Raw genomic sequence first — 24,877 nt, 5'->3', positions numbered from 1 at the left:
CTCAGCGCAGGACCAGGGCGACGATCCAGACCAGGACCGTCAGGCTCACCGAGGCGACGAGCGTGAACTTCGCCATGTTCATCCGGGTTTCGGGCTCATAGCCCTTGCCCATGTCCCAGACGAAATGCCTCAAGCCCCCGCACATGTGGTGGATCAGCGAGAAGCTGTAGAGGAAGAGCACGAGCCGGCCGAGGAAAGAGCCGGCGATGGCCTGGGCTGTGTCGAAGGCAGCCGGGCCGGAGGCGGCGGCGACCAGCCAGGCGGCGATCAGCACCGTGCCGAGATAGAGCCCCGTGCCGGTGACGCGATGGGCGACGGACATCGCCATCGTCCAGGACCAGCGATAGATCTGCAGGTGGGGCGAAAGCGGACGAGCCGCGGGCTTGACCTCGGCCAATATCATTCTCCGATCAAGCGGCCCGCTCAGAACGCGCGGACCCATTTGGGATCATTCTAGAGTGACTGGTTCTCTAACGAAACCGTTCCGGCGCTGCAATGCGGCAGGCGCAGAACGAAGTTACAGATTCTGAAAATCGTCATTTCCTTACGAAAAGCTTACCGCGGCAGCAGCGCCCAGTAGTCGAAATCGAGAATCACGCTGGAATCGTACTGATCGCCGGCCTTCAACGGGAAATCCGCGCAAGGTCGATTCTTGGTCGCGACCAGCCTGAGCCGCAATGCGCCGACATCGCTGCGGCCGGGAATCTCGGCGCTGCCCAGCACCTCGCTCCAGGCATAGACCGTGTCCCCGGCGAAGAGCGGCGCGACATGGCGCCCGCCATTGATCGCCGCGATGTGGAAGGCATTGCCCAGCCCGTTGAAGGAGAGCGCCCGCGCCAGGCTGATGACATGGCCGCCATAGATCAGGCGCTTGCCAAAGCGGGTCCCTTGCGCCGCATGCGCATCGAAATGCACCCGTGCCGTGTTCTGGTAGAGTCTTGTCGCGAGCTGATGCTCGGCTTCTTCGACGGTCATGCCGTCGACATGGTCGATTCGCTCGCCAACGGCATAATCGCTCCAGCGGAAGGGCGAGCCGGCCAGCGCATCATCATAGGCCGCAAGCTCGATCCGGGGGCAGCCCTCGCCGAGCTGCTCCGGCAGCACGGCCTTGGCCAATTCCGGCACCTGCTCGGCATGGGCTGGCGTGCCGGGCTCGCGCTTGCGCACCAGAACCCAGCGCGCATAGCTCAGCACGATCTCGCCACGCTGGTTGCGACCGATCGAGCGGACATAGACGATGCCGGCATCGCCCGCCGAGGTCTGCTTCAGCCCGATCACCTCGGAGGTCGTCGCGAGCGTATCGCCCGGATAGACCGGCTTGAGAAAGCGCCCATCGGCATAGCCGAGATTGGCGACGGCATTCAGCGAGACATCCGGCACCGTCTTGCCGAAGACGATGTGGAAGACGAGCAGGTCGTCGATCGGCGCCGTGGGATAGCCGATCGCACCAGCGAAGGCGTCCGAGGACTGCACCGCGAAGCGCGAGCCGTAGAGCGCCGAATAGAGCGCCGCATCCCCGGCCCGCACCGTGCGCGGCGTCGCATGGACGATGCTGTCGCCGAGGTGGAAATCCTCGAAGAAACGGCCGGAATTCGTCTTAGGGCTAGAGCCGGGCATGCATCGCCTCCTGATCGCAAGCGAGTTTGCGTTGCAACCAAGGGCCGCGTCCAGCCCCGCGAAAGCCGAAGCCGGTCAGCCGACGATCGCAGCGAGCTTCGTCAGGTCGACATTGGCGCCGCAGACGAGAACGCCGAGCCGCTCGCCCTTGGCGGGCTTGTAGGCCCCGCAGAGCAGCGCGCCCAAGGCCGCAGCCCCACCGGGCTCGACCGCAAGGCGGAAATCGCGCCAGAGCACGCCCTGCGCCTCGGTGATCGCCGCGTCCGGCACCAGCGCGACATGGTCGACGCTGTCCCGGGTCACGTCATAGACGAGCTGGCCGACATTGCGGGCGCCCAGCGAATCCGCCGCGACCGACGCGACCTTGACCTCGACAGGCCCCTTCGCATCGAACGCGGCCTGCAAAGCACGCGAGCCTTCCGGTTCGACGCCCACGACCTTGACCTTGCTCCCGGCGAACCAGCTGGCGATGCCCGAGATCAGGCCACCGCCGCCGACCGCGACGAGCACGGTATCGAGATCGGGCTCCTGAAGCTCCCATTCGCGGCCGAGCGTGCCCTGTCCGGCGATGGTCTCCACCGCCGCGAAGGGATGGATCTTGAGCGCGCCGGTCTCGGTCACGAAACGGTCGCAGGCCGCCTGGGCATCGTCATATTGCGCGCCACCGACCACGACATCGGCACCGAAGCGCTTGATCGCCTCGATCTTGGCGGCCGGCGAAATCTCGGGCACGAAGATCGTCGCCTTCACGCCGCGCTTCATCGCGGCATAGGCCACGGCCGCGCCGTGATTGCCGCCCGACGCAGCCGAGACACCGGAAGCCGGCACCGGCAGCGAGAGCAGGTTGTTGAAGGCGCCGCGCGTCTTGAACGAGCCGGCATGCTGGAGGCATTCGAGCTTGAACGAGACATCCGCCTCGGAACCGAAAGCGCCGGTGCCCAGGCGGATCACGGGCGTGACCCTGGCATGGCCGGCGATGCGCCCTGCCGCTTCCTCGATCATCGGACGGGTGACGGGGCGTGCGCTCATGACGATATCCTGCTCAGGCTCGGACACTGGACGAAACGTCCAGATCGCAATCGGAAGCCCGTGGCTATCGCGTCCCGGCGGATCGGGGAAGGGCCGCCCGCGCCCGGCGGCAATGTGCCGGGCGACGACCAGCGCCGCCAATGCGTCGAGCAGGTCATCGGCCGCGGCTCCGCGCGGCGGGCGGGAGTTCGCCGCATCTGCTGCAATACCGGCCGCCATAAGGAGACTCCGGCGCTCGGTCAGCCCCTCCGGATTGACCACGCCCTTGATCTTCTTGGGATGGTTCAGCGGCGCGTGCCGCATCGTGCGGAAGGCCAACTCGGGATGGATCTCGAAGACGCGCTCGCGCAAACTTGGCTCGGAGCGCAGCAGACCGTCGATCTCCCGAATCTTCGGAAACAGGTGAAAACCCTGCTTGGAGACCTTGCGCGGCGGATCGGAAGCCGCGAGCGCCAGCGCGCAGGCCTCCCGATAATCGGTCGCCTCGACCGCCCGGCGCGCAGGAATGGAGAAAACCGAGGATTGCCTGTCGCCGAGCAGAGCGCGCACCGCCTGCTCCGGGCCGCGTCCAGAGCCTTGTACCCGATCCGGCAGACCGATCGGCATGTCGACCGCGACGAGATCGGGCACGACCTCGCCCGCGAAGAGATCGGCGAAACGCGGCACCACGCGGATCAGCGGCGCGTCCGCTCCCTCAGTGGAAGCGATGGCGGCGATCCATCCGCCCTTGCAGCCATCGATGCCGGCAAGCCACGCCATTCCCGTTTCCTCCGCCTTTCGCAGCGCTGGTATTGCAGCTGCGTTGGTCTACTGTGCGGCGCAACACAAGCCGGCCCGTGTCAGGAGAGACCATGAGCACGATACGCCCCCGCCGCAGCGCCCTTTATATGCCGGGCTCGAACGCCCGCGCGCTCGAAAAGGCCCGCGAGATCGCGGCCGATATCCTGATCCTCGACCTCGAGGACGCCGTCGCACCCGACGCCAAGGCCACCGCGCGCGAGCAGGTCTGCGCTGCCGTGAAGGCCGGCGGCTATGGAAGGCGCGAGCTGGTGATCCGCGTCAACGGCGTCGGCACGCCCTGGTTCGCTGAGGATCTTGCTGCCGCCGCCGAGGCGAAGCCGCAGGCGATCCTGATCCCGAAGGTCTCGGCACCGGAGACGTTGCACGAGGTTGGCACCCAGCTGAACGGCCTCTGGGCCGATCCCGCCATCGCGGTCTGGGCGATGATCGAGACCCCTCTCGCGATCCTCGATGTCGAGCGCATCGCCCGCGCCGCCCGCGATCCCGTGGCGCGGCTCGCCTGCTTCGTCATGGGGACTAACGATCTCGCCAAGGAAACCCGCGTCCGCTTCGTGCCCGGCCGCGCCCCGATGCTGCCCTGGTTGACCAGCGCGCTGCTGGCCGCTCGCGCCCATGGCATCGACATTCTCGACGGCGTCTACAACGACATCAAGGACGAGGCCGGCTTCCTCGCCGAATGCGAGCAGGGCCGCGATCTCGGCTTCGATGGCCGCACCCTGATCCATCCCTCGCAGGTCGCCGTCGCCAATACGGTCTTTGCGCCCGACGAGACCGAACTGAGCAAAGCCCGCGCCGTCATCGCCGCCTTCGACCTGCCGGAAAATGCCGGCAAGGGCGCGATCCAGCTCGACGGCCGCATGGTCGAATTGCTCCATGCCGAGATGGCGCGCCGCACGGTCGCGCTGGCGGAAGCGATCGCGGCCTGAAACGAAGAAGGGCCGCGCTCGGCGCGGCCCTTCATGACTTCAAGGCGGAAAGGGCTCAGCCCTTCTTCGCGGCCTTCGCGCGCTCGATTCCTTCGACGATCAGCTTCTTGGCATGGGCGGCATCGCCCCAGCCCTTGAGCTTGACCCACTTGCCGGGCTCGAGATCCTTGTAGTGCTCGAAGAAGTGCTGGATCTGGTCGAGCGTGATCTTCGGCAGGTCGGTGTAGTTATGGACGTTCTCGTAGCGCTTGGTCAGCTTCGGCACCGGCACGGCGAGGATTTTCTCGTCGCCGCCAGCCTCGTCCTCCATCAACATCACGCCGATGGGACGCACCGCGATATAGGAGCCCGGCACCAGTGGGCGCGTATTGGCGACGAGAACGTCGCAGGGATCGCCGTCTTCCGAGAGCGTATGCGGGATGAAACCGTAGTTTCCGGGATAACGCATCGGCGTGTAGAGGAAGCGGTCGACGAAGAGCGTGCCGGCCTCCTTGTCCATCTCGTACTTGATCGGCTCGCCCCCGATCGCCACTTCGATCAGGACATTGACTTCTTCGGGCGGGTTCTTGCCGATGGAGATGGCGTCGATGCGCATGCTGGAACCTGTCGCTTGGGAATTTCGCCGGGCCTTATGCAAGTTCGCGGCGAAAACGCCAAGCCCTTCCGTCGTGCTTGGTCACCAGACGATTTGCGTAGGCGTCTCTGCGCTGCTATCGGGCGCCCCATGAAAAGCTGCGAGATCAGGCCGTGCTGAGCCGCCTGCGCCCCGACGAAGAGCGCTATGCCCGCCGCATGGCCCGCATCGCCCGCTGGGACCGGCCGATCGAGGGCCGCGGCCAGCGCCTGCGCGCCTGGGCCAACATGCTGCTGGTCGACCACGGCATCTTCCGTCTCGCCTATCTCAACGCGCATCGCGTCACGCCGCGGCTCTGGCGTTCGGCCCAGCCGGCACCGGGCCAGATCGCGGCCTTCGCTCGCAAGGGCGTCAAGACTATCGTCAACCTGCGTGGCGGACGCGAGCACGGCTCCTGGCCGCTCCAGAAGGAGGCCTGCGAGCGCCACGGCATCAAGCTCGTCGATTTCGTGCTGCGCTCGCGCGGCGCGCCGGATCGCGAGACCATCCTCGGCGCCAAGGCCTTCTTCGAGAGCCTCGACGAACCCGCGCTGGTCCATTGCAAGTCGGGCGCCGACCGGGCCGGCTTCTTCTCGGCGCTCTATCTGCTGGTCCATGAAGGGCGCCCGCTCGACGAGGCCATGCGCCAGCTATCGCTGCGCTATGGCCATTTCCGCTTCGCCAAGACCGGCATCCTCGACGCCTTCTTCGAGGCCTATCGCCGCGAGGGCGAGGCCAAGGGCATCGCCTTCCTGGATTGGGTCGCCACGATCTACGACCCCGAGCGGCTGGAGCGCGAGTTCAAGCCGGGCCTGTTCTCGTCGCTCGTCGCCGACAAGCTGATCCGGCGGGAATAGCGCTCTATCGCGCCGCGCCCGAGGCGGCGAGACCGTCGGACGACGCCTCGACGGGGTCGTCGAGATGCAGCCAGATGAAGATGGCATGCGCCAGCGTCCGCAGGATCGAGATGGCGCCGATCGTCAGCAGCAGCTCCGGCGACAGCGCAGCGAACCACAGCATGGCCGCCACGATCGCGCCAAGGGCGACGGCGTTGATCGCAACCTGCCAGAAGGGCTGGCGCGACAGCGTCGCCACTTCCTGCAGCGGCGCCAGCACCGCGATACCGATATAAAACGCCGACAGCAGCGCGACGACCTCGCCCAGGTCCTGCCACTGCGTCCCGACCAGCCAGTTATCGGCCACCAAGGCCACGACGGCGATAGCGCTGAACAGCACGACCGCGCCGCCGATGAGGCCAAGAGTCATGATCCGCGCCCAGAAGCGCCGGCGCGGCCCGGCTTGGGCGCGCATGCGATTCAGCACCAGCGGGATCGACACTGTCCCGAACATCTGCGTCGGCATGTCCAGCAGCCGCATCGACAGGGCGATCTGGGCCGCGAGCACGATGTTGCTGGCATAAGGCAGGGCAAGGAGGGGGGCCACCGCGAAACCATAGGCGAGCAGGGCCGCAGGCAGCAGCGCGCGCGGCGCATCCCGCCAGCGGATCGCCGCTTCCGCGAGGCTGCGCCACGACCACAGCATCGGCTGAACCAGCGCGATCACGGAAGCCCGTCTGCGCCGCAGCAGATAGGCGGCCGCCAGGACATGCCCGAGCGCGTCGGCCATGAACAGGGTCAACGCCTTCGGCCCGAAGATCGCGATCAGGGCGAGCATGATGGCGGGCTGGACCATCGCCTGGACGACATTGCTGTTGCCGATGGCGCGGAAATCGCCCTCCGCCGTGGCCTCGGACCAGAGCAGGCGCAGCAGCGAGCGCGCGGCAAGCGACACCAGGAAGAAGAAGGCGACCGCCGGCGCGATCCAGCCCGTGGCGACGAGGCCGACGAGCACGATCGCAGTGGCCGCGAGGAAAGCCGCGCCGACGGCTGCGGCGAGCCGGAAGGCGAGGCCGAGCTGGGCTCGATCGCTGTTCCGGAAGAACACGGCCTCCAGCCGCAGGAGCGCGGCGATCGAGACGAAGTTCGCAGCCGAGGAAAAGACCGCAAAGGCGGCGAAGACAAAGGGCGGGCAAAGAGCAGCCGCGATGATCAGGCCCCAGACCGAGATCAGCCTCGCCTGAATGAAACGCAGGCCCAGCAGGATCGCAGAGCTCAAATTCGAGCGCAGGGCCGGAACCCGCCTCGCCACGAACCTGCGGCCGGCCGCGAAGGTCAGCGCCGGGCGTCCATACGGCAGGTGGGCCCGCTCCATGGTGACGTGCGCGGCCATGTCGACTCCCATCGCGGAACCGTCGGGCAGCCTGTCGTGGGCCATCTCAGCCCCGCCGCCCTGGAGGTCCCGGTCGCGAGGCGTGTTCATGGCCGACAGGCCTTCAGCCGCGAAGGCTGCGCCCGCATGGTTAACGAATGATGAATCCCGCTCATGGCCAGTGATCAATACCCGCATCGCGCGGCTTGCGCCACGCGATGCATGAGCCGCACCATCTCGGTTTTTTTGGGGCTCAGGCGAAGGTCCTCTTGAGCGCCTCGAACCGCGCCAGCTGGTCGGCCAGCAGTTCGCGCGCGGCATCGCGCCGCACGAAGACCTTGAACATCACCTCGCCGGAGCCGTTGAAGAACTGCACCGAGCAGGCGCGCCGGCCTTGCGCCGTCGAGCGGTCGACCAGATAGATCGCTCGGCAGTTCTCGGCCTTGATGTGCCCGCCGATCGGGCTGTCACCATGGATATTGTAATAGCCATGGCCGAAGCTGCCGACCGGCAGCGATCCCTCGCATTCCAGCACGATGTCGGGCGTGTGCATCAGGAAGAGCACCGTGCCCCAGGTGGCGAGCTCCTTCCAGACATCCTCGAAGCGCTCGGGCGCCACGAGCTGGCGCTGCGCCGCGGGGAGAAGCTCGAGCACGGCGCGCGTCGAGATCCTCGCTTCGCGCGCGATCGCTTCGATCAGGCCATCCGGCTTGGCGGCGAGCAGGGAGCGCGCATGCTCGATCGGAGCCTGCGCGATGGTGTCGGCGGTCGTCATTGGCTTAAGGCCTCACTCGGCGGCCTGGCGGGGCAGATGCGGATTGCTCTCGCTCAGCACGGTCTCGAAGCCCTCGAACTCGGGATGTCCGAGATACATCGGCTTCGGACGCGGCTGGCCGGCACTGCGATGCGACTCGCGGAACTGCTCGGACTTGGTCCAGGCCGTGAAGTCCTCCTTCGAGGCCCAGCTCGTATGGGAGGAGTAGAGGGTGTGATCCTCCTTCTCCGGCCCCTTCAGCAGGTGGAAGGAGAGGAAGCCCGGCATCTCGTCGAGCCGGCTCTTGCGCGAGGACCAGACCGTCTCGAAGGCGGCTTCCTCGCCCTTGACGACCTTGAAGCGATTCATGGCGATGAACATCGAAAAACCCTGCATCTGACGCGCCGGAGAACGGCGGAAACGAACGATACCGCCGAAGCGGGCGGGCAATCGCAATCCCGGTCAACCGTCTCTGTCGAAGAGGGCTCGGCCGGAACATGCGCACGACCGACAACCGGCCGCCCGGCGCGGTCGCTGCCGAGAAGGTCGGCGACGCGTTGCGTTGCCCTTGACCCCTTGTAGTAAAGGCTAATATCAGCGTCAATAATATCGCAAAGAGATCTTTGTTTTGAATAATTAAAAACAAGGATCTACTTTGAATGGAATCATTTTAAACTGACTGCGGCCTTCTTGCTTGAGCACTCGCAGCGGGAAAGCATCCGTCTGCGCCTGAATGGAGTTGCGATATGTCTGGCTCGCGCATCACCGAAGCGCATCGCGGCCTCCGGCAGCCGAACCGCCGCACCTTCACGGCGGCTCTCGCCTGGGGTGCGTTCGGCCTCGGCCTCTCGCGCGCCCTGCCGATGGCGGCGCTGGCCCAGACACCGGATCGCATCGTCGTCGCCGGCGGCGTCATCACCGAAGTGATCTACGCGCTCGGCCTGCAGGACCGCATCGTCGGCGTCGACTCGACCAGCCAGTTTCCGCCGGAAGCGCTGAAGCAGAAGGCCAATGTCGGTTATGTCCGCGCGCTCTCGGCCGAGGGCGTCCTCTCGCTGAAGCCCACGCTGATCATGCTGATCGACGGCGCCGGCCCGCCGGACGCAGTGTCGTTGCTGAACGAATCCGGCGTAAAGATCGCCCGCATCAATGATGGCCTGACTCCCGAAGGCGTAAGCTCCAAGATCGCAGCGATCGGCGCAGCGATCGGCGCCGGGGCTCCGGCCGAGCGTCTGGCCGCGCAGACCAAGGCCCGTTTCGACGAACTCGCGACGCTGCGTGCCGGCATCGCCAAGAAGAAGCGCATCCTCTTCCTGCTCTCCCTGCAGAACGGCCGCGCCATGGTCGGCGGCCGCAACAGCTCGGCCGACGGCATCATCAACCTCGCTGGCGGCATCAATGTCGCCGACGCCATCGAGGGCTACAAGCCGATGACCGACGAGGCTATCGCCGCTGCGGCCCCCGACATGGTGCTGATGATGCGCAACAGCAGCGCCCATAACACCACGCCGGACGAGCTCTTCGCGATGCCCGCCTTCTCCCAGACGCCCGCCGCGACCGGCAAGCGGCTGGTCCATATGGACGGGCTCTACCTGCTCGGCTTCGGCCCGCGCACGCCGATGGCCGCGCGCGACCTGATGGCCGCGATCTATCCGGAAGCCGCCATCCCGCCGCTCAAGACCGCCGCCGCCCCGTGACCCTCGCGGCACCGTCCCCGACCGTGGCCACGACAACCCTGACGACGCTGATCGCGGGCCGGCGCCGCACCGGCCTGCTCGCCGTTGCCGGGCTCACGCTGGCCTGTCTGCTCCTGACCATCGTCGCCATCGGCCAGGGGGCGATCCCAATCGCCCCAGGCCGCGTCGCCGAAATCCTGATGGCACGCCTGACAGGGGACACGAGCCTGCTCGAAGGGCGCGACGTGCTCGTCGTGCTCAACATCCGCTTGCCGCGCGTGCTTCTCGGCCTCCTTGTCGGCGCGGGCCTCGCCGTATCCGGTGCGTTGATGCAGGGCCTGTTCCGCAATCCGCTCGCCGATCCCGGCCTCGTCGGCGTGTCCAGCGGCGCCGGCCTCGCAGCGGCTGCCACGATCGTCCTCGGCGACCGTTTCCTCGCCGGCACCATGATGAAGCTGCCCTTCGCCGCTCTTCCCATCGGGGCCTTCTGCGGGGGCCTGGTCACGACGCTCGCGCTCTATCTGATCTCGACCCGCGGCGGCCGGACTTCCGTCGCGACCATGCTGCTTGCGGGTGTCGCGCTCGGCGCCATGGCGGGCGCTCTCACCGGCCTGCTCTCCTTCATCTCGGACGACCGGCAGTTGCGCGATCTGACCTTCTGGTCGCTGGGCAGCCTCGGCGGCGCGAGCTGGACGAAGCTCTCCGTGGTCGCGCCGATCATCCTGCCGCTGCTCCTGCTGATGCCGCTGCTGGCGCGCGGCCTGAACGGGCTGATGCTTGGAGAAGCTGAAGCCTATCATCTCGGCATCCCCGTCCAGCGCATCAAGGCGCTGGCGATCCTGCTGGTCGCGCTTGCCGTCGGCGCCAGCGTCGCCTCGGCCGGCATGGTCGGCTTCGTCGGCATCGTCGTGCCGCACCTGATCCGGCTTTCGGTCGGCCCGGATCACCGTCTGTTGCTGCCACTCTCGGCGCTCGGCGGAGCGATGCTGCTGGTCGGCGCCGATATCGTCGCCCGTCTCATCGTCGTCCCGGCGGAGCTGCCGATCGGCATCGTCACCGCTACGATCGGCGCGCCCTTCTTCCTCTGGCTACTGCTGCGCCGCACGAGCCTGATCGATGTCTGAATCGAACCCGATCCTCTCCGGCCATGGCGTCAGCTTTCTCGCGAGCGGACGCAAGCTCGTGGCCAATGCCGACCTACAACTGGCCGGCGGCACGACCACGATCCTGATCGGCCCCAACGGCGCCGGCAAATCGACCCTGCTCAAGCTCCTGACCGGCGAGATCAAGCCGGCCGTCGGCGAGATCCGCATCGCCGGTGAGCCGCTCAGAGCAATCCCCGCCTGGCGCCTCGCCTGCCTGCGCTCGGTCATGGCCCAGCATGCCCGCCTCGTCTTCCCCTTCAGCGTCTACGAGGTCGCGAGCCTCGGCGTCGACGGCATCGGCCGCGCGCTTACGCGCCAGCGGCGCGAGGCTATCGTCGCCGAAAGCCTTGCCGCCGCCGGCGTCATCGACCTCGCCGGCCGGCGCTATCAGACGCTCTCCGGCGGCGAACAGCAGCGCGTGCAGTTCGCCCGGGTGCTCTGCCAGCTCGAAGCCGGCCGCAGCATCGCCGAGCGGCAGGTGCTCTTCCTCGACGAGCCGATCGCCAGCCTCGATCTCTGCCACCAGCTCGCCCTGCTCGACATGGCCCGCAGCATCGCTGCTCGCGGCGTTGCGGTCCTGATCGTGCTGCACGATCTCAACCTCGCGGTGACCTATGCGGACCATCTCGTCGTGATGGATCAGGGCCACATCATCGCGCAGGGTCCCCCCGCGAAGACCCTGGACGACGCCCTGCTGCGCCAGGTCTTCAAGGTCGACCTCACGTTGAGCCGCGCACCCGCCCCCGGCCTGCCCTTCCTGCTGCCGCAGCAGCATCGCGCCCGGCCGGCGGCCTAAAGCGCTGGTTCATCGGCGATTCATCCTGAATCGCCCCTTCACCATATCGCTCAACCCCCGCTTCACGGCTACGGCGCCACAACTCCCGCCAATTTCCAGCGGGAGTTCCGACCATGCTCAGACATGTCGCCCTTGCCATCATCGCCCTGTCGGCTGCCAGCGCGGCCGCACCGCCGGTACAGGCGCGCGAGATCGTCGGAATGCGCGACGGGCGCTTCGACCCCGGCACCATCGTGATCCGCACCGGCGAGAGGAAACTCTACTTCGTCACCGCGCCCGGCGAGGCGATCCGCTATACCGTGGCCGTCGGCAAGGCCGGCAAGCAGTGGCGCGGCGTCAAATATGTCGAGGAATTGCAGGTCGATCCGGCCTGGAGCCCGCCGGCCGAGGTCAGGCGCGACAATCCCCGCCTGCCCGACGTCATCCCCGGCGGCTCGCCCCGCAACCCGATGGGCGCACGCGTCATCGGGCTCGGCCCGACCGGGCAATACGCCATCCACGGCACCAACATGCCGAACACGATCGGCACCGCGGCGTCCTATGGCTGCTTCCGCATGCACAACCAGGACGTGATCGACCTCTATGCCCGCGTACGGATGGGCACGCCGGTCGTCGTCCTGCCCTGATACGTCAGAGTGCCACGGCCGAAGGCATCGCCCGGCCGGCGAAGAACGCTTCGAGATTCCCCAGCAGCGTGCGCAGCTGGGCTTTCTTGGCATCCTGCGAGCTCGCGGCGATATGCGGCGTCAGCACGACGTTGTCGAGCTTGCGCAGGCGCTCAGGCACATGCGGCTCGGCCGCGAAGACGTCGAGCGCCGCACCGGCGATCCGATTCTGTTCGAGAGCATCGCAGAGCGCTTCCTCGTCGATGACGAGGCCGCGCGAGATGTTCACGACATGGCCCTCCGGCCCGAGCGCGTCGAGGACAGCCTCGTTGACGGCATTGCGCGTCTCGGCGCTCGCCCGGACGGCGATCATGAGCACATCCGCCCATTCGGCGAGGCCGAGCAGGCTGTCGTGGAAGCGATAGCCCAATTCCGGCTTGGGCGAACGGCTGTGATATCCGACCTCCATCTCGAAGGCCGCTGCCCGGCTCGCGATGCGGCTGCCGATGGCCCCGAGCCCGTAGATGCCGATCTTCCGGCCGGCAAGGTCCGGTGTGTTGGCCACCGGCTCGATCCCCCGGCGATTCCATAGGCCTTCCCGGACGAACCGATCACCTCGCCCGATCCCGCGCATGGAACAGAGCATCAGGCCGACAGCAAACTCCGCGACGCTGCGCGCATTGGCATCGGCGGCATTGCAAAGCTTGATGCCCCGCGCCTTGGCTGCGGCGGCATCGACCCCTTCGATGCCGGTGCCGTAGCAGGCGACCAGCTCGAGCTTCGGCAAGGCGGCCATCAGTTCATCGTCGGTCCGGAGCCCACCATAGGTCACCAGCGCGCGGGCTTCTCGCGCCTCAGCGAGGATGCTCGCAGCATCGCCGCCATCGACCGGCCCGATCACCGTGTAGCTTTGCTTCAGGCTCGCAATCGCATCGTCGGCAAGACGCGGAATCATCAGGATCGTCGGCTTCATCAGGGTGCTCCGGGAGATGCTGCATCGCAGCACCGCATCGGCGCCGGCTCAACCCATGCTGATGTTGGCCCGGCCATCCGCGCCATGCATTCCCCGCCTTCTACCAAAGATTGGGCGAAGGGGTTCCAAAATCTGGAAATCACCTGCGTTGCCCTCTCGCCCCCTGTGAAGAACCGCGTTAACCTCCGCCCGCGACACGTAACCACCCGTACGCTCGTGCGGGTCAGGAAGGGGCTACCAGATGGATCATCTTGCCGACGTGAAGAAGTTCGCCAAGAAGCCGCTCAACGAAGCGGCCTTTGCCGGCATGTCGAAATCCTACGCGCTTGTGATGAGCAAACCCGACACCCGCTACGTCGCCTGCTCCGATCCGGCGGAACTCGATCGCGTCCGCGAGAATTTCCTGAAGAAGAAGCTCGGCCTGAAGTCCGGTGACCTCGACGGCTCCGTCAAGGCGATCTGCGAGCACATGAAGGCCGACAAGACCAAATCCCGCCTGACCTTCTACTATCTCCTGGCCGAGCATCACGGAAAGCTCGATCTCTTCGTCAAGAAGTAAGACCTTGGCCCGGCAAACGGCCGGGCGATTTCCCCAAGACAGGGCGATACGGGAGGCCGGCGGCAAGCCGGCCATAGGCCTGTTCAGGCGCGATAGAGGTCTGCGCGCGTCAGCGGCAGGCCGGACGGTCCCTTACGCCGCTTCGAGACCAGCGTCTGGTTGACCAGCGCCCCGCCGCGCTCGAAGGCGAGCGAACAGCCCGCGAGATAGAGCGCCCACATCCGCGTCCGCTCCGGGCCGATCTCCGCCTCGGCCTTGGCCTTGTTGGCCTCCAGCCGCTCCCACCACAGCCGCGTCGTGCGCTGGTAGTGCTCGCGCCAGCCCTCGACATCATGGACCTCGAAGCCGTGGCGCTCGAGATTGGCGATCGACATGCCCAAATGGTCGAGCTCCCCGCCGGGGAAGATGTAGCGCACCAGCGCGCGATACTCCGCCGGCATCTTGTTGAAGGCCTTCTCGGTCTTCTTGGCGCGGCGCGAGATCGTGTGATGCAGATAAAGGCCGCGTGGCCTGAGCAGCCGGTTCACCGCCTAGAAATAGGAGGGATGGTTGCGGATGCCGACATGCTCGAACATGCCGATCGAGGAGACCTTGTCGAACTCCCCCTCCATCTGGGTGAAATCCTTGAGATGGAGCGTGACCTTGCCTTGAAGCCCGAGCCTCTCGACCTTCTCGCGCGCCAGGGCAAGCTGTTCCTCGGCCAGCGTCACGCCGTGGGCCTCGACGCCGTAATAGCGGGCGGCATGGCAGACCAGCGCGCCCCAGCCGCAGCCGATATCGAGGAAGCGATCTCCCGGCTGCAGGCGCAGCTTGCGGCAGATCATGTCGAGCTTGTCGCGCTGGGCGCGTTCGAGATCGCCGTGATCCTCGGTGAAATAGGCACAGGTGTAGACCATCTCCTCGTCGAGGAAGAGCCGGTAGAAATCGTTCGAGACGTCGTAGTGATAGGCGATATTGGCCTTGTTGGTGGCCGGCGCGCCGTCGCGAGCGATCTCGTCGCCCTTGCGATGGCTGACGGCGGCCTCGGCCGTGCCGGGCGCGAACAAGAAGCGCCTGACGACATCGAACACGGCGCTCTTGGGGATGTTGCGCGCGAGCTTGCCGACCTTGCCCTCCGGCCGCGCCGTGGCGAGATCGAAGATCGAACCGTTCAGGATCGCGATCCGATCGGCGACATGCAGGTTGAGCAGCGTGTCGAGCTTCGGCTTGCGGATCAGTGCCGCCATGACGCCGGCATCGGCGATGCCGATGGCGAGCCCGTCCGTCGGCCAGGAGGCCGGAACCATGCTGCCGTCCCAGAGCCGGAAGCCGAGCTTCAGACCGAGCTTCTCATGCGCCTCGACGAGAAGGCGGCGCAGGGCCGCGAGGCGCTTGTCATTGCTGTCCATGGAGAAGTCCGCTGCTATCCGGCTACTATTTGGACGCTGGGCCGCCAATTGACAATGTTCCGAGGCCCAACGTCAGAAATCGCTGGCGATGCCCTTCACTTCCCAATCGTCGTAGCGCACCGGCTCCAGCCCGCCGCGCCCGTTGACCTCGCGCTGCGTGGCGACCTCCTTGGCATGGGCGTCGATCGCGGCGCGCCGTGCCGTCGCTTCCGCCAATGCGCGCTGCGCAGCGGGGGACAAAACCTTGGCTTCCGAAGCATCTGCCGGCCTGTCCTGATCGATCTTCTCGGGCATATCGGCGCGTTTCCTTGCAGGATTCTCTTGCAGGATCGGGATTGTCCTCACCACATAGGACACGACGCCCGCAGATGCGAGGGCTTGCGCCGACACGCGCTTGAGAAGGGGTTTCGATGAATTACGTTCGCACCGGCCTATTGATGGCGGGCCTGACGGCGCTGTTCGGCGCGGTCGGCTATCTGCTCGGCGGCGGGGGCGGCATGTTGATGGCGCTCGGCTTTGCCGCCGTGACCAATCTCTTCAGCTACTGGAATTCCGACCGGATGGCGCTGGCGGCCCATAACGCCCAGGAGGTCGATGAGCGCAGCGCGCCCGAGCTCTACGGCATGGTGCGCGATCTCGCCGCCCGCGCCAACATGCCGATGCCACGCGTCTACCTGATCCAGGAGGACCAGCCCAACGCCTTCGCCACCGGCCGCAACCCGCAGAACGCGGCGGTGGCGGCGACCACCGGCATCCTGCGCACGCTGACTTATGAGGAACTGGCCGGCGTGATGGCGCACGAGCTGGCGCATATCAAGAATCACGACACGCTGACCATGACGATCACCGCGACCTTCGCCGGTGCGATCTCCTCGCTCGTCACCTTCGGCATGTTCTTCGGTTCGCGCGACAACCGCCCGAACTTCATCGTCCAGATCCTGCTCTCGATCCTCGCGCCGATGGCAGCCGCCCTGATCCAGATGGCGATTTCGCGCTCGCGCGAGTACGAGGCCGACAAGCTCGGCGGCCAGATCTGCGGCAATCCGGTCTGGCTGGCCGATGCGCTCGCCAAGATTGCGGCCGGGGTCCAGCACATCCCGAGCGAGACAGCCGAGGCCAAGCCTGCTACGGCGCACATGTTCATCATCAATCCCCTGACCGGCGGCGGCATGGATAATCTGTTCTCGACACATCCCGACACCGGCAATCGCATCGCCGCCCTGATGGAGCAGGCGCGCGCGCTGGGCATCGGCCGCGGCAATGCCGGCGCAGGCTTCACCGCCCAGGCCAGCGACAGCCCGTGGAGCAATTCTCCGCGCCAGCCGGGCCCGTGGGGCTGAGATGGCCGCTCAACCCTCCTCACGCCGCCCGACCCAGCCGGAAGCAGCACCGCAGCTCGACGATGCACCGGGCCTGCCGGCCCGCCGGCTCGCGGCTGCCGTCATCGACGAGGTCCTGCGTGCCCGCGTCGCTCTCGACGAGACCCTGGAGCGGATGCTGCCGGAATCCGGTCTCGACGCCGCCGATGCGAGCCTCGCCCGCGCCATTGCGGTGACGGCCTTCCGCCGCCTCGGCACGATCCAGCAGGCCATCGACGCACGCCTCGACAGGGGCAGCCCGCGCAAATCCGGCCCGTTCGAGCCGATCGTGACGGCCGCTGCCGCCCAGATTCTCTTCCTCGACGTGCCCGATCACGCGGCGGTCGACATCGCCATCCGCCACCTGCATGAGGACCCACGCTCGGCCCGCTATGCCGCGCTCGGCAATGCCGTGCTGCGCCGCCTCGCCCGCGAGCGCGACGCGGTGCTTGCGGAAGCCCGGGCGGAAGTCTTCGGCGACACGCCCGACTGGCTGGTCGAAAGCTGGTGCACGGCCTATGGCGAGGACACCGCCGCCGCCATAGCGCAGAGCCATCGCGAGGAACCGCCGCTCGACCTCAGCTTCAAGGCCGATCCTACCGGCTGGGCCGAAAAGCTCGACGGCATCGCCCTGCCGATCGGCTCGGTGCGCCTGCGCGAGCGCCAGGCCATCGCCGGCCTGCCCGGCTTCGACGAGGGCGACTGGTGGGTGCAGGATGCCGCTGCAGCCCTGCCGGTGAAGCTGCTTGCGCCAAAGACAGGCGAACGCATCGCCGATCTCTGCGCCGCACCCGGCGGCAAGACCGCCCAGATCGCCGCCACCGGTGCCAATGTCACTGCGCTCGACCGTTCCGGCCCGCGCCTGCGCCGTCTCAAGGCCAATCTCGCCCGGCTCGGCCTCTCCGCCGAAGTGGTCACCGCCGATGCCGCGAGCTGGAAAGCAGAACCTTTCGATGCCGTGCTGCTCGACGCCCCCTGCAGCGCGACCGGCACGATCCGCCGCCATCCCGACGTCGCCTGGACCAAGCTTCCCGAGGATCGCGACCGGCTCGCCGCCCTGCAGGCGCGCCTGTTCGATGCCGCCGCCGCGCTGACGAAGCCGGGCGGGCGCCTCGTCTACTGCACCTGCTCGCTCGAGCCGCAGGAAGGCGAGGAGCAGACTGCCGCCTTCCTTGCCCGCAATCCCCAGTTTCGTCGCGAACCCGTCCGACCGGAGGAAATCGGCGGTTTGGCCGAGGCAATCGACGGTAACGGTGATATCCGCACCTTGCCGCACCAGTTGCAGGGCGAAACTCCGCGTCTTTCAGGATGGGCAGGATTTTACGCAACCCGCCTGATCAGGCTATGACGGAACCGGGATTCGCGCGGCGCGCCGCCGCGCCCGGGCACGGAGTCGACGGGGGATTTGAGCGGGTGGGCTGAACGACGGGGGTTGGCCCAGGCCGCGATCGGACGGGCGGCGCGGCGGACCCGTGGCCAGTTCGTCGGCGCGACCCGCAAGCTCTGGCCCTTCGGCCGCAGCGGCGCAACCCGCCTGCTCTTCGCCCCGCACGACCTGCGCACCGCCGACCCGACCACGGCCAGCGACTTTTACGCAGGCTACTATGCCTTCGCCGGACGGATGCTACGCAGCCACGGCGAATCGCCCTTCGACGCCTCGCCGCCAAGCGAGGCCTGGGCCGAAGCGCTCTACGGCTTCGGCTGGCTGCGCCATATGCGCGCCGCCGACACCGCCATCGCCCGCGCCAATGCCCGCAGCCTCGTCGAGGATTTCATCACCCGGCGCCGGGATAGGCACGACATCGCTCGCCGACCGGCCGTGATGGCGCGCCGGCTGATCGCCTTCCTGTCGCATTCGCCCTTGCTGCTGGAAGGTGCCGACCACGTCTTCTACGAGCGCTATCTGCGCCATATCTCCCAACTCACCGACCGGTTGAGCCTGGCTCTGGCCGGCGCCGTCGAAGGCGCCGACCGCCTGAACGGCCTGATCGCCATCGCCTTCGCCGCGATCTGCCTCGACGGGCAGGACGCCCGCCGCCGCCGGATCGAGGCTTTGCTCACCGAGGAACTCGATGAGCAGATCCTGCCCGATGGTGGCCATCTCTCGCGCAACCCGCGCCTGCTGATCGAATTCCTGCTCGACCTCCTGCCGCTGCGCGAGACCTTCGCCGCCCGCGGGCTGGAGCCGCCGCGCGGAGTGCTGACCGCGATCGAGCGGATGATGCCGCATTTACGCCTGTTCCGGCACGGTGACGGTGCGCTCGCTCTGTTCAACGGCATGGGCACGACCCCGCCGGACCTGATGGCGACGCTCGCCGCCTATGACGATGCCCGCGGCCGCCCGACCGAGCACGCCGCCTATTCCGGCTACAGCCGCCTTGCCGCCGAGCGCAGCATCGTCGTCGCGGATGCCGGCGCCCCGCCGCGCGGCGCCTATTCGGTGGAGACCCATGCCGGCTGTCTCGCCTTCGAATTCTCCAGCGGCGCCCAGCGCATCATCGTCAATTGCGGCGCCAGCCGCTTCGGCCCGCCCGAGCTGAAGCTCGCCGCGCGCAGCACGGCCGCCCATTCCACCCTCGTCCTCGACGATCGCTCCAGCGCGAATTTCGGGATGGTGCTCGGCGAGATGCGTGTCGTCTCCGGGCCCCGCGATGTCCGCGTCGCCCGTCAGGATGGTGCGGATGGCGCCGAATGGGTCGCGAGCCATGACGGCTATCGCCGCAGCCTCGGAGCCACCCATACCCGCCGCCTGACGCTCGCTCGCGATGGCGCAGCGCTGGCGGGCGAGGACGAGGTCGCCCTGACCGGCACGCGCACGGAACTCGCAGCCGCCCTGCGCTTCCACCTGCACCCCAATGTCCGCGCAAGCCTCGTCCGCGACGGCAGCGGCGCGCTGCTCGCGCTCGCTTCCGGCGAGGTCTGGAGCTTCGAGGCCGGCGGGCTGACCATCGCGATCGAGGAGAGCCTGTTCCTGGCTTCATCCGATGGGCGCCGGCGCACCGAGCAGCTCGTCGTCGCCTTCGATGCGGTCGCGACGCCGCGTGTCACCTGGCGCCTCAGCCGCATCAGTGCCGCCAATCCCCGCGCCGGCAAGACCGTCGCCGCCGCGATCGCGGAGCGCGAGGCCGGGGAACCCGCACCCGGCGCGTGACAGTTCTGCGACGGCGGCTTTTGCCTTTTGCAGCGCAGCATGATAGCCCGCGCGCGTCTGCCGAAACTGCCTTCCTGCAATCAAAGCCGGACCTGATCCCGATGCCGAATGAGCTTCGCCGCGTCGAACGCGCGCTCCTTTCCGTTTCCGACAAGACGGGGCTGATCGATTTCGCGCGCGCCCTCCACAAGCTCGGCATCGCGCTGGTCTCGACCGGCGGCACCGCCAAGGCGATCGCCGATGCCGGCCTGCCGGTCTCGGACGTCTCCGATCTCACCGGCTTTCCCGAGATGATGGACGGCCGGGTCAAGACGCTGCACCCGAAGGTCCATGGCGGCCTGCTCGCCATCCGCTCGCATCCCGAGCACCAGGCGTCGATGCTCGGCCATGGCATCCAGCCGATCGACCTGCTCGTCGTGAACCTCTACCCGTTCGAGGCGACGGTCGCCGCCGGCAAGGGCTATGACGACTGCATCGAGAACATCGATATCGGCGGCCCCGCCATGATCCGCGCCGCCGCGAAGAACCATCACGACGTCGCCGTCGTGGTCGAGCCGGCCGATTACCCCTCCGTCCTCGCCGATCTCGAGGCCCAGAAGGGCGCAACCACGCTGACGCTGCGCCGCAAGCTCGCCCAGAAGGCCTATGCCCGCACGGCGGCCTATGACGCGGCGATCTCGAACTGGTTCGCGGGTGAGCTCGGCGACACCGCCCCGGCCTTCCGCGCCCTTGGCGGCGCCCTCGCCGAAACGATGCGCTATGGCGAGAACCCGCACCAATGGGCCGCCTTCTACCGCACCCCGGAGAACCGCCCGGGTGTCTCGACCGCCCGTCAGGTCCAGGGCAAGCAGCTCTCCTACAACAATATCAACGACACCGATGCCGCGTTCGAATGCGTCGCGGAGTTCGTGCCCGAGGCCTCGGCGGCCTGCGTCATCGTCAAGCACGCCAACCCCTGCGGCGTCGCCGCTGGCGGCTCGCTGCTCGAAGCCTATGAGCGCGCGCTGGCCTGCGATCCCGTCTCGGCCTTCGGCGGCATCGTCGCCTTGAACCGCAAGCTCGACGCCGCCGCAGCGAAGAAGATCGTCGAGATATTCACCGAGGTCATCATCGCCCCGGATGCCGACGAGGAAGCGATCGCCATGATCGCCGCCAAGAAGAACCTGCGCCTGCTGCTGACCGGCGGTCTGCCGGATGTCCGCGCCCCCGGCCTGTCGCTGCGCACCGTCTCCGGCGGCTTCCTCGCCCAATCGCGCGACAACGCCGTCGTCGACGATATGGAGCTCAAGGTCGTGACCAAGCGCCAGCCGAGCGAGCGCGAGCTCGCCGACCTGCGCTTCGCCTTCCGCGTCGCCAAGCACGTCAAGTCGAACGCTATCGTCTATGCCAAGCACCTCGCCACCGTCGGCATCGGCGCCGGCCAGATGAGCCGCGTCGATTCCTCGCGCATCGCCGCCTGGAAGGCTGCCGAGGCTGCGAAAGCGGCCGGCGTGGCTGAGAGCCTCGCCAAGGGCTCGGTCGTGGCGTCGGACGCATTCTTCCCCTTCGCCGACGGCCTGCTCGCGGCGGCGGAAGCCGGCGCCACCGCCGTGATCCAGCCGGGCGGCTCGATGCGCGACGACGAGGTGATCAAGGCCGCCGACGAGGCCGGCCTCGCCATGGTCTTCACCGGGCACCGCCACTTCCGCCATTGACGGCGGCACGGGCCGCGGGACACCCTCGCTGACGGGCTGCGCGCGAAAGCGCGCGGCGGGGACAGGGGTCTGCATGGCGAAAGCTCACAAACCCGGCACGCTGCTCAGGGAGCGCGTCGAACACCAGCATGCGAGAGTCTCTTACGTCGAGCTGTTCTTCGACCTAGTCTTCGTCTTCGCGATCACCCAGATTTCGCACACGCTGCTGGAGCATTTCAGCCCGCTCGGCGTCGCGCAGGCCGCGTTCCTGCTCGCCGCCGTCTGGTGGATCTGGATCTACACGAGCTGGGTGACGAACTGGCTCGATCCCGAGCGCCCGCCGGTCCGGATTCTGCTCTTCGTCCTGATGCTGCTCGGGCTGGCGATGTCCTGCTCCCTGCCGCAGGCCTTCGGCTCCGGGGGCCTCATCTTCGCCGGCGCCTATGTCGCGGCCCAGCTCATCCGCTCGCTCTTCGCGATGGCGAGCCTGAAAGATTCCTCCCCCGCGAACTACCGCAACTTCCAGCGCATCAGCATCTGGCTCTCGATCTCCGCCGTGTTCTGGATCGCCGGCGGCCTGAGCGAAGGTAACCTGCGCTTCGGCCTCTGGCTCATCGCGCTCGGCATCGAATATGCTGGCCCGGCCCTCGGCTTTCGCGTCTTGCGCCTCGGCCGCTCGGAGACGACCGACTGGAATGTCGAGGGCGGCCATCTCTCCGAGCGCTGTGCGCTCTTCATCATCATCGCGCTCGGCGAGTCGATCCTGATCACCGGGGCCACCGCGGCAAAGCTGCCGGTCACGGCCGCCAATCTGGCAGCCTTCCTGAATTCCTTCCTGAGCTCGATCGCGATGTGGTGGATCTATTTCCATATCGGCGCCGAGCGGGCGAGCCACCATATCGCCCACTCCGACGATCCCGGCCGGATCGCCCGGATCGCCTATACTTATCTGCATGTCCTGCTGGTCGCCGGCATCATCCTCGTCGCCGTCGGCGACGAACTGGTGATCGCCCATCCCGGCGGCCATACCGACGCGAAGACGGCGATCGCCGTGCTCGCCGGCCCCGCCTTCTACCTGCTCGGCAATCTCCTGTTCAAACGGGTCACGGCCGGCTGGTATCCCCTCTCCCATCTCGTCGGCCTCGGCCTGCTCGCTGTGCTCACGCCGGCCTGGACAGTGCTGCCGCCCCTGGGCTTCAGCCTGGCGGCGACCGCGATCCTGATCCTGGTCGCGGCCTGGGAAGCGATCTCGCTGCGGCCGAAGGAGGCCTGATCCATGCATACCATCAAGGTCATCGGCATCGGCTTCGCCCTGCTCGGCATCCTGCTCGTCCTGGCGCCGCGCCTCTCTGTCTCGGCCGGGCGGCCAATCCCCTTTGCCGTGAAGCTTTTCCTGCCGCTCTGGTTCGCAGGCGCCCTGATCAATCTCTGGATCGGCGTCGCCCGGGCGGGCTATACCGTGATGGAGGAAGCGCCGATCTTCCTCGTCGTCTTCGGCGTGCCGGCGATCGCCAGCCTGCTGATCCTGTGGCTCACCTCCCGAATTGCCCGATGAGCTTCGAATCCGTCCGCGCCTTCTTCGCCGACCACGCCCCCGATATCGCGGTCATCGTCACCGAGGAGAGCAGCGCCACCGTGCCGCTCGCCGCGGCCGCCCATGGCGTCGCGCCGGGCCAGATCGCCAAGACGCTCTCCTTGCGCATAGGTGACGAGGTCGTCCTGGTCGTCACCCGCGGCGACGCAAGGCTCGACAACAGGAAGGCCAAGGTAGCGCTCGGCGGCAAGCCGCGCATGCTGGGCCAGGAAGAGGTCGAGGCCCTGACCGGCCACCCCGTCGGCGGCGTCTGCCCCTTCGGGCTCGCGACGCCGCTCAAGGTCTACTGTGACGTCTCGCTGAAAGCCTTCGACACCGTCGTGCCCGCCGCCGGCTCGACCCATAGCGCGCTGCGCATCGCGCCGGAGCGCATGGCCGAACTGACCAGGGCCGAATGGGTCGATACCTGCCAGGAAGCGGCGGAGGAGGCCGCGGCCGCCAAGTAGGGCTCAGCCCTTTGTCCGCGCGATCAGTTCCATGGCGGCGGCGGGATTGCGCACCTTGTCGCCGCTGATGACATAGAGAAAGACGTCGCGTGTCTCGGCCGTGGCCGCCGGCCCGACCGTCTCCAGGCCATCCGGCACGCCGCCCTTGGCCCAGTCTTGCGCGGCCTTGGTCCAGCGACCGAGGCCCGCCTCGGAATAGCCCTTCGGCTCGATTTCCTTCGTCCCCATGATCCGCGCATAGACGAAGGGCGCCGTCACGTCGGCGATCTGCGTGTAATCCGCATCCGCCGAAGTGATCGCCGCGACACCGTATTCACGCAGCAGCGCGATGAAATCCGGAGAGCGGAAGCTGTCATGGCGCACCTCGACGGCATGGCGCAGCGCGATCCCGTCCAGCTCCTTCGGCAGCAGCTTGAGGAAGGCCCCGAAATCGGCGGGGTCGAATTGTTTCGTCGGCATGAACTGCCAGTTGATCGGCCCAAGCTTGTGCTTGAGCTCGGTCAGCCCGCTGGTCAGGAATTTCTCGACCGAAGGCCCGGCTTCCGCCAGCACGCGCCGGTTCGTGCAGAAGCGTGAGCCCTTCAGCGCGAAGACGAAATCATCAGGCGTCTCTTCGCGCCATCTGGCGAAGCTGTCCGGCTTCTGCGAACCGTAATAGGTGCCGTTGATCTCGATCGAGGTCAGCTTGCTCGCGGCATATTCCAGCTCGCGCTTCTGCGGCAGCCCATCCGGATAGAACGCCCCGCGCCAGGGCTCGAACACCCATCCCCCGATGCCGATATGGATCTTGCCTGCTTCGCGGGTCATGAGGTGCTCCGTTCTTCCATGCCGATACTGGCGCAGATAGCTGGTCAAGCGCCACCCGCTTTCGGCTTTCGGGGACGCTAGTCCCAACGACGACAGGCGGGTGTCAGGAGAACCGGCGGGCAATCCGATGGACGCCCCATGCCGTGACGCCATAATGGGTTGCACTCTTCCTCACGTTGCAGCGGAAATTTCCGATAAAACCGGAAATGGTAGACGTGAACCGCCACATCGGAGCTCGGCTTCGGCTCCTGCGCGGCAAGTTGGGGCTCTCCCTGAAGAAGGTTGGTACGTGGCTGGATGTCAGCCATCAGCAGATCAGCAATTACGAAGACGGTGCGCATCGGCTGTCCGCCGACGCACTTTTCGTTCTCTCGCGGGAAATGAATGTCGATCCGGGCTTGTTCTTCGAAGGCCTATTCGGATCTCACTCGAAGCACGGTCTCGCCGACCCTGGAGCAGCTGATTATCTTGCGGAGCTTTCATCGTTTCCGGAAAGCTCACGATTGGATGAAGCCTTCGCCCGAATCCGTTCGAGACAGCAGCGTTTGCTCGCCGTCCGGCTCGTCGAAACGGTTGCTGAGACCGGAGCTGATGGCGCGCGCAGGGAACAATCCGGTAGGTCACAGCCTGATTGACGAGTCCTTTGAACGTCGAAAGCCCCCGGTCATTTCTGACGCGAGGGCTTTTCATTATGCGGTTATTTTGGTTGCGGGGGCCAGATTTGAACTGACGACCTTCAGGTTATGAGCCTGACGAGC

25 protein-coding genes and 1 pseudogene are annotated in these 24,877 nt (G+C 67.0%); 15 read left to right on the top strand and 11 right to left on the bottom strand.

Annotated elements, in window-relative coordinates; translation table 11 throughout:
- Window position 1: 1 nt before the first annotated feature.
- The 3 genes from sdhC to NUV79_RS25280 all read right to left on the bottom strand — a co-directional run bounded on the left by sdhC (window position 2) and on the right by NUV79_RS25280 (window position 3,405).
- Entirely contained in the window at window positions 2-403 is a 402-nt protein-coding gene (sdhC, locus tag NUV79_RS12935) for a succinate dehydrogenase, cytochrome b556 subunit (protein ID WP_257733492.1), read from the bottom strand.
- Between the two features lie 152 nt (window positions 404-555).
- On the bottom strand, window positions 556-1,617 hold the full coding sequence (locus tag NUV79_RS12930; RefSeq protein ID WP_257733491.1) for a MaoC family dehydratase: 1,062 nt from the start codon (window positions 1,615-1,617) through the stop codon (window positions 556-558).
- A gap of 75 nt (window positions 1,618-1,692) precedes the next feature.
- Entirely contained in the window at window positions 1,693-3,405 is a 1,713-nt protein-coding gene (locus NUV79_RS25280; protein ID WP_308218201.1) for a serine/threonine dehydratase, read from the bottom strand.
- Between the two features lie 92 nt (window positions 3,406-3,497).
- Here NUV79_RS25280 and NUV79_RS12915 point away from each other — a divergent pair, with 92 nt between their 5' ends.
- The gene (locus tag NUV79_RS12915) at window positions 3,498-4,373 is read left to right on the top strand and encodes an HpcH/HpaI aldolase/citrate lyase family protein (protein ID WP_257733490.1); all 876 of its coding nucleotides are present in this window, start codon (window positions 3,498-3,500) and stop codon (window positions 4,371-4,373) included.
- Between the two features lie 55 nt (window positions 4,374-4,428).
- Here the strand turns inward: NUV79_RS12915 and ppa are convergent, their stop codons facing one another.
- A complete protein-coding gene (gene ppa, locus NUV79_RS12910; protein ID WP_257733489.1) occupies window positions 4,429-4,968 on the bottom strand; it encodes an inorganic diphosphatase in 540 nt (179 codons plus the stop codon).
- Between the two features lie 152 nt (window positions 4,969-5,120).
- Here ppa and NUV79_RS12905 point away from each other — a divergent pair, with 152 nt between their 5' ends.
- The gene (locus NUV79_RS12905; protein WP_257733488.1) at window positions 5,121-5,843 is read left to right on the top strand and encodes a fused DSP-PTPase phosphatase/NAD kinase-like protein; all 723 of its coding nucleotides are present in this window, start codon (window positions 5,121-5,123) and stop codon (window positions 5,841-5,843) included.
- Between the two features lie 4 nt (window positions 5,844-5,847).
- Here NUV79_RS12905 and NUV79_RS12900 read toward each other — a convergent pair whose 3' ends face one another.
- From NUV79_RS12900 to hmuQ, 3 genes are all read right to left on the bottom strand, one after another.
- Window positions 5,848-7,215, bottom strand: a complete 1,368-nt coding sequence (locus tag NUV79_RS12900; protein WP_257733487.1) for a hypothetical protein — start codon at window positions 7,213-7,215, stop codon at window positions 5,848-5,850.
- Between the two features lie 232 nt (window positions 7,216-7,447).
- On the bottom strand, window positions 7,448-7,969 hold the full coding sequence (hutX, locus tag NUV79_RS12895) for a heme utilization cystosolic carrier protein HutX (protein ID WP_257733486.1): 522 nt from the start codon (window positions 7,967-7,969) through the stop codon (window positions 7,448-7,450).
- Between the two features lie 12 nt (window positions 7,970-7,981).
- The gene (gene hmuQ / locus NUV79_RS12890) at window positions 7,982-8,329 is read right to left on the bottom strand and encodes a heme-degrading protein HmuQ (RefSeq protein ID WP_257733639.1); all 348 of its coding nucleotides are present in this window, start codon (window positions 8,327-8,329) and stop codon (window positions 7,982-7,984) included.
- Window positions 8,330-8,694: 365 nt separating this feature from the next.
- On the opposite strand from hmuQ, the gene NUV79_RS12885 reads away from it, so the two are divergent.
- The 4 genes from NUV79_RS12885 (at window position 8,695) to NUV79_RS12870 (ending at window position 12,191) form a co-directional block, all read left to right on the top strand.
- Window positions 8,695-9,645, top strand: coding sequence for a heme/hemin ABC transporter substrate-binding protein (locus tag NUV79_RS12885; RefSeq protein ID WP_257733485.1), 951 nt, complete (start codon window positions 8,695-8,697; stop codon window positions 9,643-9,645).
- Between the two features lie 23 nt (window positions 9,646-9,668).
- A complete protein-coding gene (locus NUV79_RS12880; protein ID WP_374679267.1) occupies window positions 9,669-10,748 on the top strand; it encodes a FecCD family ABC transporter permease in 1,080 nt (359 codons plus the stop codon).
- Window positions 10,741-11,565 (top strand): heme ABC transporter ATP-binding protein, encoded by an 825-nt coding sequence (locus tag NUV79_RS12875; protein ID WP_257733484.1) that lies wholly within the window; start codon window positions 10,741-10,743, stop codon window positions 11,563-11,565. The genes NUV79_RS12880 and NUV79_RS12875 overlap by 8 nt, the downstream gene beginning before the upstream one ends.
- Before the next feature lie 113 nt (window positions 11,566-11,678).
- Window positions 11,679-12,191 (top strand): L,D-transpeptidase, encoded by a 513-nt coding sequence (locus tag NUV79_RS12870; protein WP_257733483.1) that lies wholly within the window; start codon window positions 11,679-11,681, stop codon window positions 12,189-12,191.
- Between the two features lie 4 nt (window positions 12,192-12,195).
- Here NUV79_RS12870 and NUV79_RS12865 read toward each other — a convergent pair whose 3' ends face one another.
- On the bottom strand, window positions 12,196-13,143 hold the full coding sequence (locus NUV79_RS12865; RefSeq protein ID WP_257733482.1) for a 2-hydroxyacid dehydrogenase: 948 nt from the start codon (window positions 13,141-13,143) through the stop codon (window positions 12,196-12,198).
- A gap of 241 nt (window positions 13,144-13,384) precedes the next feature.
- Between NUV79_RS12865 and NUV79_RS12860 the strand changes: the two genes are divergently transcribed.
- Entirely contained in the window at window positions 13,385-13,702 is a 318-nt protein-coding gene (locus NUV79_RS12860; RefSeq protein ID WP_047574507.1) for a DUF2853 family protein, read from the top strand.
- Between the two features lie 83 nt (window positions 13,703-13,785).
- Here the strand turns inward: NUV79_RS12860 and NUV79_RS12855 are convergent.
- Together NUV79_RS12855 and NUV79_RS12850 are read right to left on the bottom strand one after the other, a co-directional pair.
- Window positions 13,786-14,928, bottom strand: a pseudogene (locus NUV79_RS12855) (class I SAM-dependent methyltransferase).
- Between the two features lie 234 nt (window positions 14,929-15,162).
- Window positions 15,163-15,384, bottom strand: a complete 222-nt coding sequence (locus NUV79_RS12850) for a DUF1674 domain-containing protein (protein ID WP_257733481.1) — start codon at window positions 15,382-15,384, stop codon at window positions 15,163-15,165.
- 116 nt (window positions 15,385-15,500) lie between these two features.
- On the opposite strand from NUV79_RS12850, the gene htpX reads away from it, so the two are divergent.
- The 7 genes from htpX (at window position 15,501) to NUV79_RS12815 (ending at window position 23,312) form a co-directional block, all read left to right on the top strand.
- Window positions 15,501-16,430 (top strand): zinc metalloprotease HtpX, encoded by a 930-nt coding sequence (htpX, locus tag NUV79_RS12845; protein WP_257733480.1) that lies wholly within the window; start codon window positions 15,501-15,503, stop codon window positions 16,428-16,430.
- Between the two features lies 1 nt (window position 16,431).
- A complete protein-coding gene (locus NUV79_RS12840; RefSeq protein WP_257733479.1) occupies window positions 16,432-17,796 on the top strand; it encodes an RsmB/NOP family class I SAM-dependent RNA methyltransferase in 1,365 nt (454 codons plus the stop codon).
- Window positions 17,797-17,880: 84 nt separating this feature from the next.
- Window positions 17,881-19,599 carry a heparinase II/III family protein gene (locus NUV79_RS12835; protein WP_257733478.1) on the top strand — a complete coding sequence of 573 codons (1,719 nt, stop codon included), beginning with the start codon at window positions 17,881-17,883 and terminating at the stop codon, window positions 19,597-19,599.
- 101 nt (window positions 19,600-19,700) lie between these two features.
- Window positions 19,701-21,293, top strand: a complete 1,593-nt coding sequence (purH, locus tag NUV79_RS12830) for a bifunctional phosphoribosylaminoimidazolecarboxamide formyltransferase/IMP cyclohydrolase (RefSeq protein ID WP_257733477.1) — start codon at window positions 19,701-19,703, stop codon at window positions 21,291-21,293.
- Window positions 21,294-21,366: 73 nt separating this feature from the next.
- Entirely contained in the window at window positions 21,367-22,545 is a 1,179-nt protein-coding gene (locus NUV79_RS12825) for a low temperature requirement protein A (protein WP_257733476.1), read from the top strand.
- Between the two features lie 3 nt (window positions 22,546-22,548).
- On the top strand, window positions 22,549-22,827 hold the full coding sequence (locus NUV79_RS12820) for a hypothetical protein (RefSeq protein ID WP_257733475.1): 279 nt from the start codon (window positions 22,549-22,551) through the stop codon (window positions 22,825-22,827).
- Window positions 22,824-23,312, top strand: a complete 489-nt coding sequence (locus NUV79_RS12815) for a YbaK/EbsC family protein (protein ID WP_257733474.1) — start codon at window positions 22,824-22,826, stop codon at window positions 23,310-23,312. The genes NUV79_RS12820 and NUV79_RS12815 overlap by 4 nt, the downstream gene beginning before the upstream one ends.
- A 3-nt stretch (window positions 23,313-23,315) precedes the next feature.
- On the opposite strand, the gene NUV79_RS12810 is transcribed toward NUV79_RS12815, so the two are convergent.
- Window positions 23,316-24,119 carry a DUF72 domain-containing protein gene (locus NUV79_RS12810; protein ID WP_257733473.1) on the bottom strand — a complete coding sequence of 268 codons (804 nt, stop codon included), beginning with the start codon at window positions 24,117-24,119 and terminating at the stop codon, window positions 23,316-23,318.
- A 215-nt stretch (window positions 24,120-24,334) separates the two neighbouring features.
- Between NUV79_RS12810 and NUV79_RS12805 the strand changes: the two genes are divergently transcribed.
- Entirely contained in the window at window positions 24,335-24,754 is a 420-nt protein-coding gene (locus NUV79_RS12805; protein ID WP_257733472.1) for a helix-turn-helix domain-containing protein, read from the top strand.
- The last annotated feature ends 123 nt before the right edge of the window (window positions 24,755-24,877 follow it).

This window comes from Allobosea sp. 47.2.35, assembly GCF_024655635.1.
Lineage (GTDB): Bacteria > Pseudomonadota > Alphaproteobacteria > Rhizobiales > Beijerinckiaceae > Allobosea.
The sequence above is the reverse complement of the archived record's forward strand: the minus strand, read 5'-3'. Positions and strand labels throughout refer to the sequence as shown.

Excerpts from the sequence above, each read along its gene's own strand:
- NUV79_RS12815 (WP_257733474.1), top strand. The coding sequence starts at position 22,824 with ATGAGCTTCGAATCCGTCCGCGCCTTCTTCGCCGACCACGCCCCCGAT.
- NUV79_RS12840 (WP_257733479.1), top strand. The coding sequence starts at position 16,432 with ATGGCCGCTCAACCCTCCTCACGCCGCCCGACCCAGCCGGAAGCAGCA.
- NUV79_RS12810 (WP_257733473.1), bottom strand. The coding sequence starts at position 24,119 with ATGACCCGCGAAGCAGGCAAGATCCATATCGGCATCGGGGGATGGGTG.
- ppa (WP_257733489.1), bottom strand. The coding sequence starts at position 4,968 with ATGCGCATCGACGCCATCTCCATCGGCAAGAACCCGCCCGAAGAAGTC.
- htpX (WP_257733480.1), top strand. The coding sequence starts at position 15,501 with ATGAATTACGTTCGCACCGGCCTATTGATGGCGGGCCTGACGGCGCTG.
- NUV79_RS12865 (WP_257733482.1), bottom strand. The coding sequence starts at position 13,143 with ATGAAGCCGACGATCCTGATGATTCCGCGTCTTGCCGACGATGCGATT.
- NUV79_RS12870 (WP_257733483.1), top strand. The coding sequence starts at position 11,679 with ATGCTCAGACATGTCGCCCTTGCCATCATCGCCCTGTCGGCTGCCAGC.
- hmuQ (WP_257733639.1), bottom strand. The coding sequence starts at position 8,329 with ATGTTCATCGCCATGAATCGCTTCAAGGTCGTCAAGGGCGAGGAAGCC.
- NUV79_RS12875 (WP_257733484.1), top strand. The coding sequence starts at position 10,741 with ATGTCTGAATCGAACCCGATCCTCTCCGGCCATGGCGTCAGCTTTCTC.
- sdhC (WP_257733492.1), bottom strand. The coding sequence starts at position 403 with ATGATATTGGCCGAGGTCAAGCCCGCGGCTCGTCCGCTTTCGCCCCAC.
- purH (WP_257733477.1), top strand. The coding sequence starts at position 19,701 with ATGCCGAATGAGCTTCGCCGCGTCGAACGCGCGCTCCTTTCCGTTTCC.
- NUV79_RS12900 (WP_257733487.1), bottom strand. The coding sequence starts at position 7,215 with ATGGCCGCGCACGTCACCATGGAGCGGGCCCACCTGCCGTATGGACGC.
- NUV79_RS12825 (WP_257733476.1), top strand. The coding sequence starts at position 21,367 with ATGGCGAAAGCTCACAAACCCGGCACGCTGCTCAGGGAGCGCGTCGAA.
- NUV79_RS12860 (WP_047574507.1), top strand. The coding sequence starts at position 13,385 with ATGGATCATCTTGCCGACGTGAAGAAGTTCGCCAAGAAGCCGCTCAAC.
- NUV79_RS12915 (WP_257733490.1), top strand. The coding sequence starts at position 3,498 with ATGAGCACGATACGCCCCCGCCGCAGCGCCCTTTATATGCCGGGCTCG.
- NUV79_RS12930 (WP_257733491.1), bottom strand. The coding sequence starts at position 1,617 with ATGCCCGGCTCTAGCCCTAAGACGAATTCCGGCCGTTTCTTCGAGGAT.
- hutX (WP_257733486.1), bottom strand. The coding sequence starts at position 7,969 with ATGACGACCGCCGACACCATCGCGCAGGCTCCGATCGAGCATGCGCGC.
- NUV79_RS12885 (WP_257733485.1), top strand. The coding sequence starts at position 8,695 with ATGTCTGGCTCGCGCATCACCGAAGCGCATCGCGGCCTCCGGCAGCCG.
- NUV79_RS12850 (WP_257733481.1), bottom strand. The coding sequence starts at position 15,384 with ATGCCCGAGAAGATCGATCAGGACAGGCCGGCAGATGCTTCGGAAGCC.
- NUV79_RS25280 (WP_308218201.1), bottom strand. The coding sequence starts at position 3,405 with ATGGCGTGGCTTGCCGGCATCGATGGCTGCAAGGGCGGATGGATCGCC.
- NUV79_RS12820 (WP_257733475.1), top strand. The coding sequence starts at position 22,549 with ATGCATACCATCAAGGTCATCGGCATCGGCTTCGCCCTGCTCGGCATC.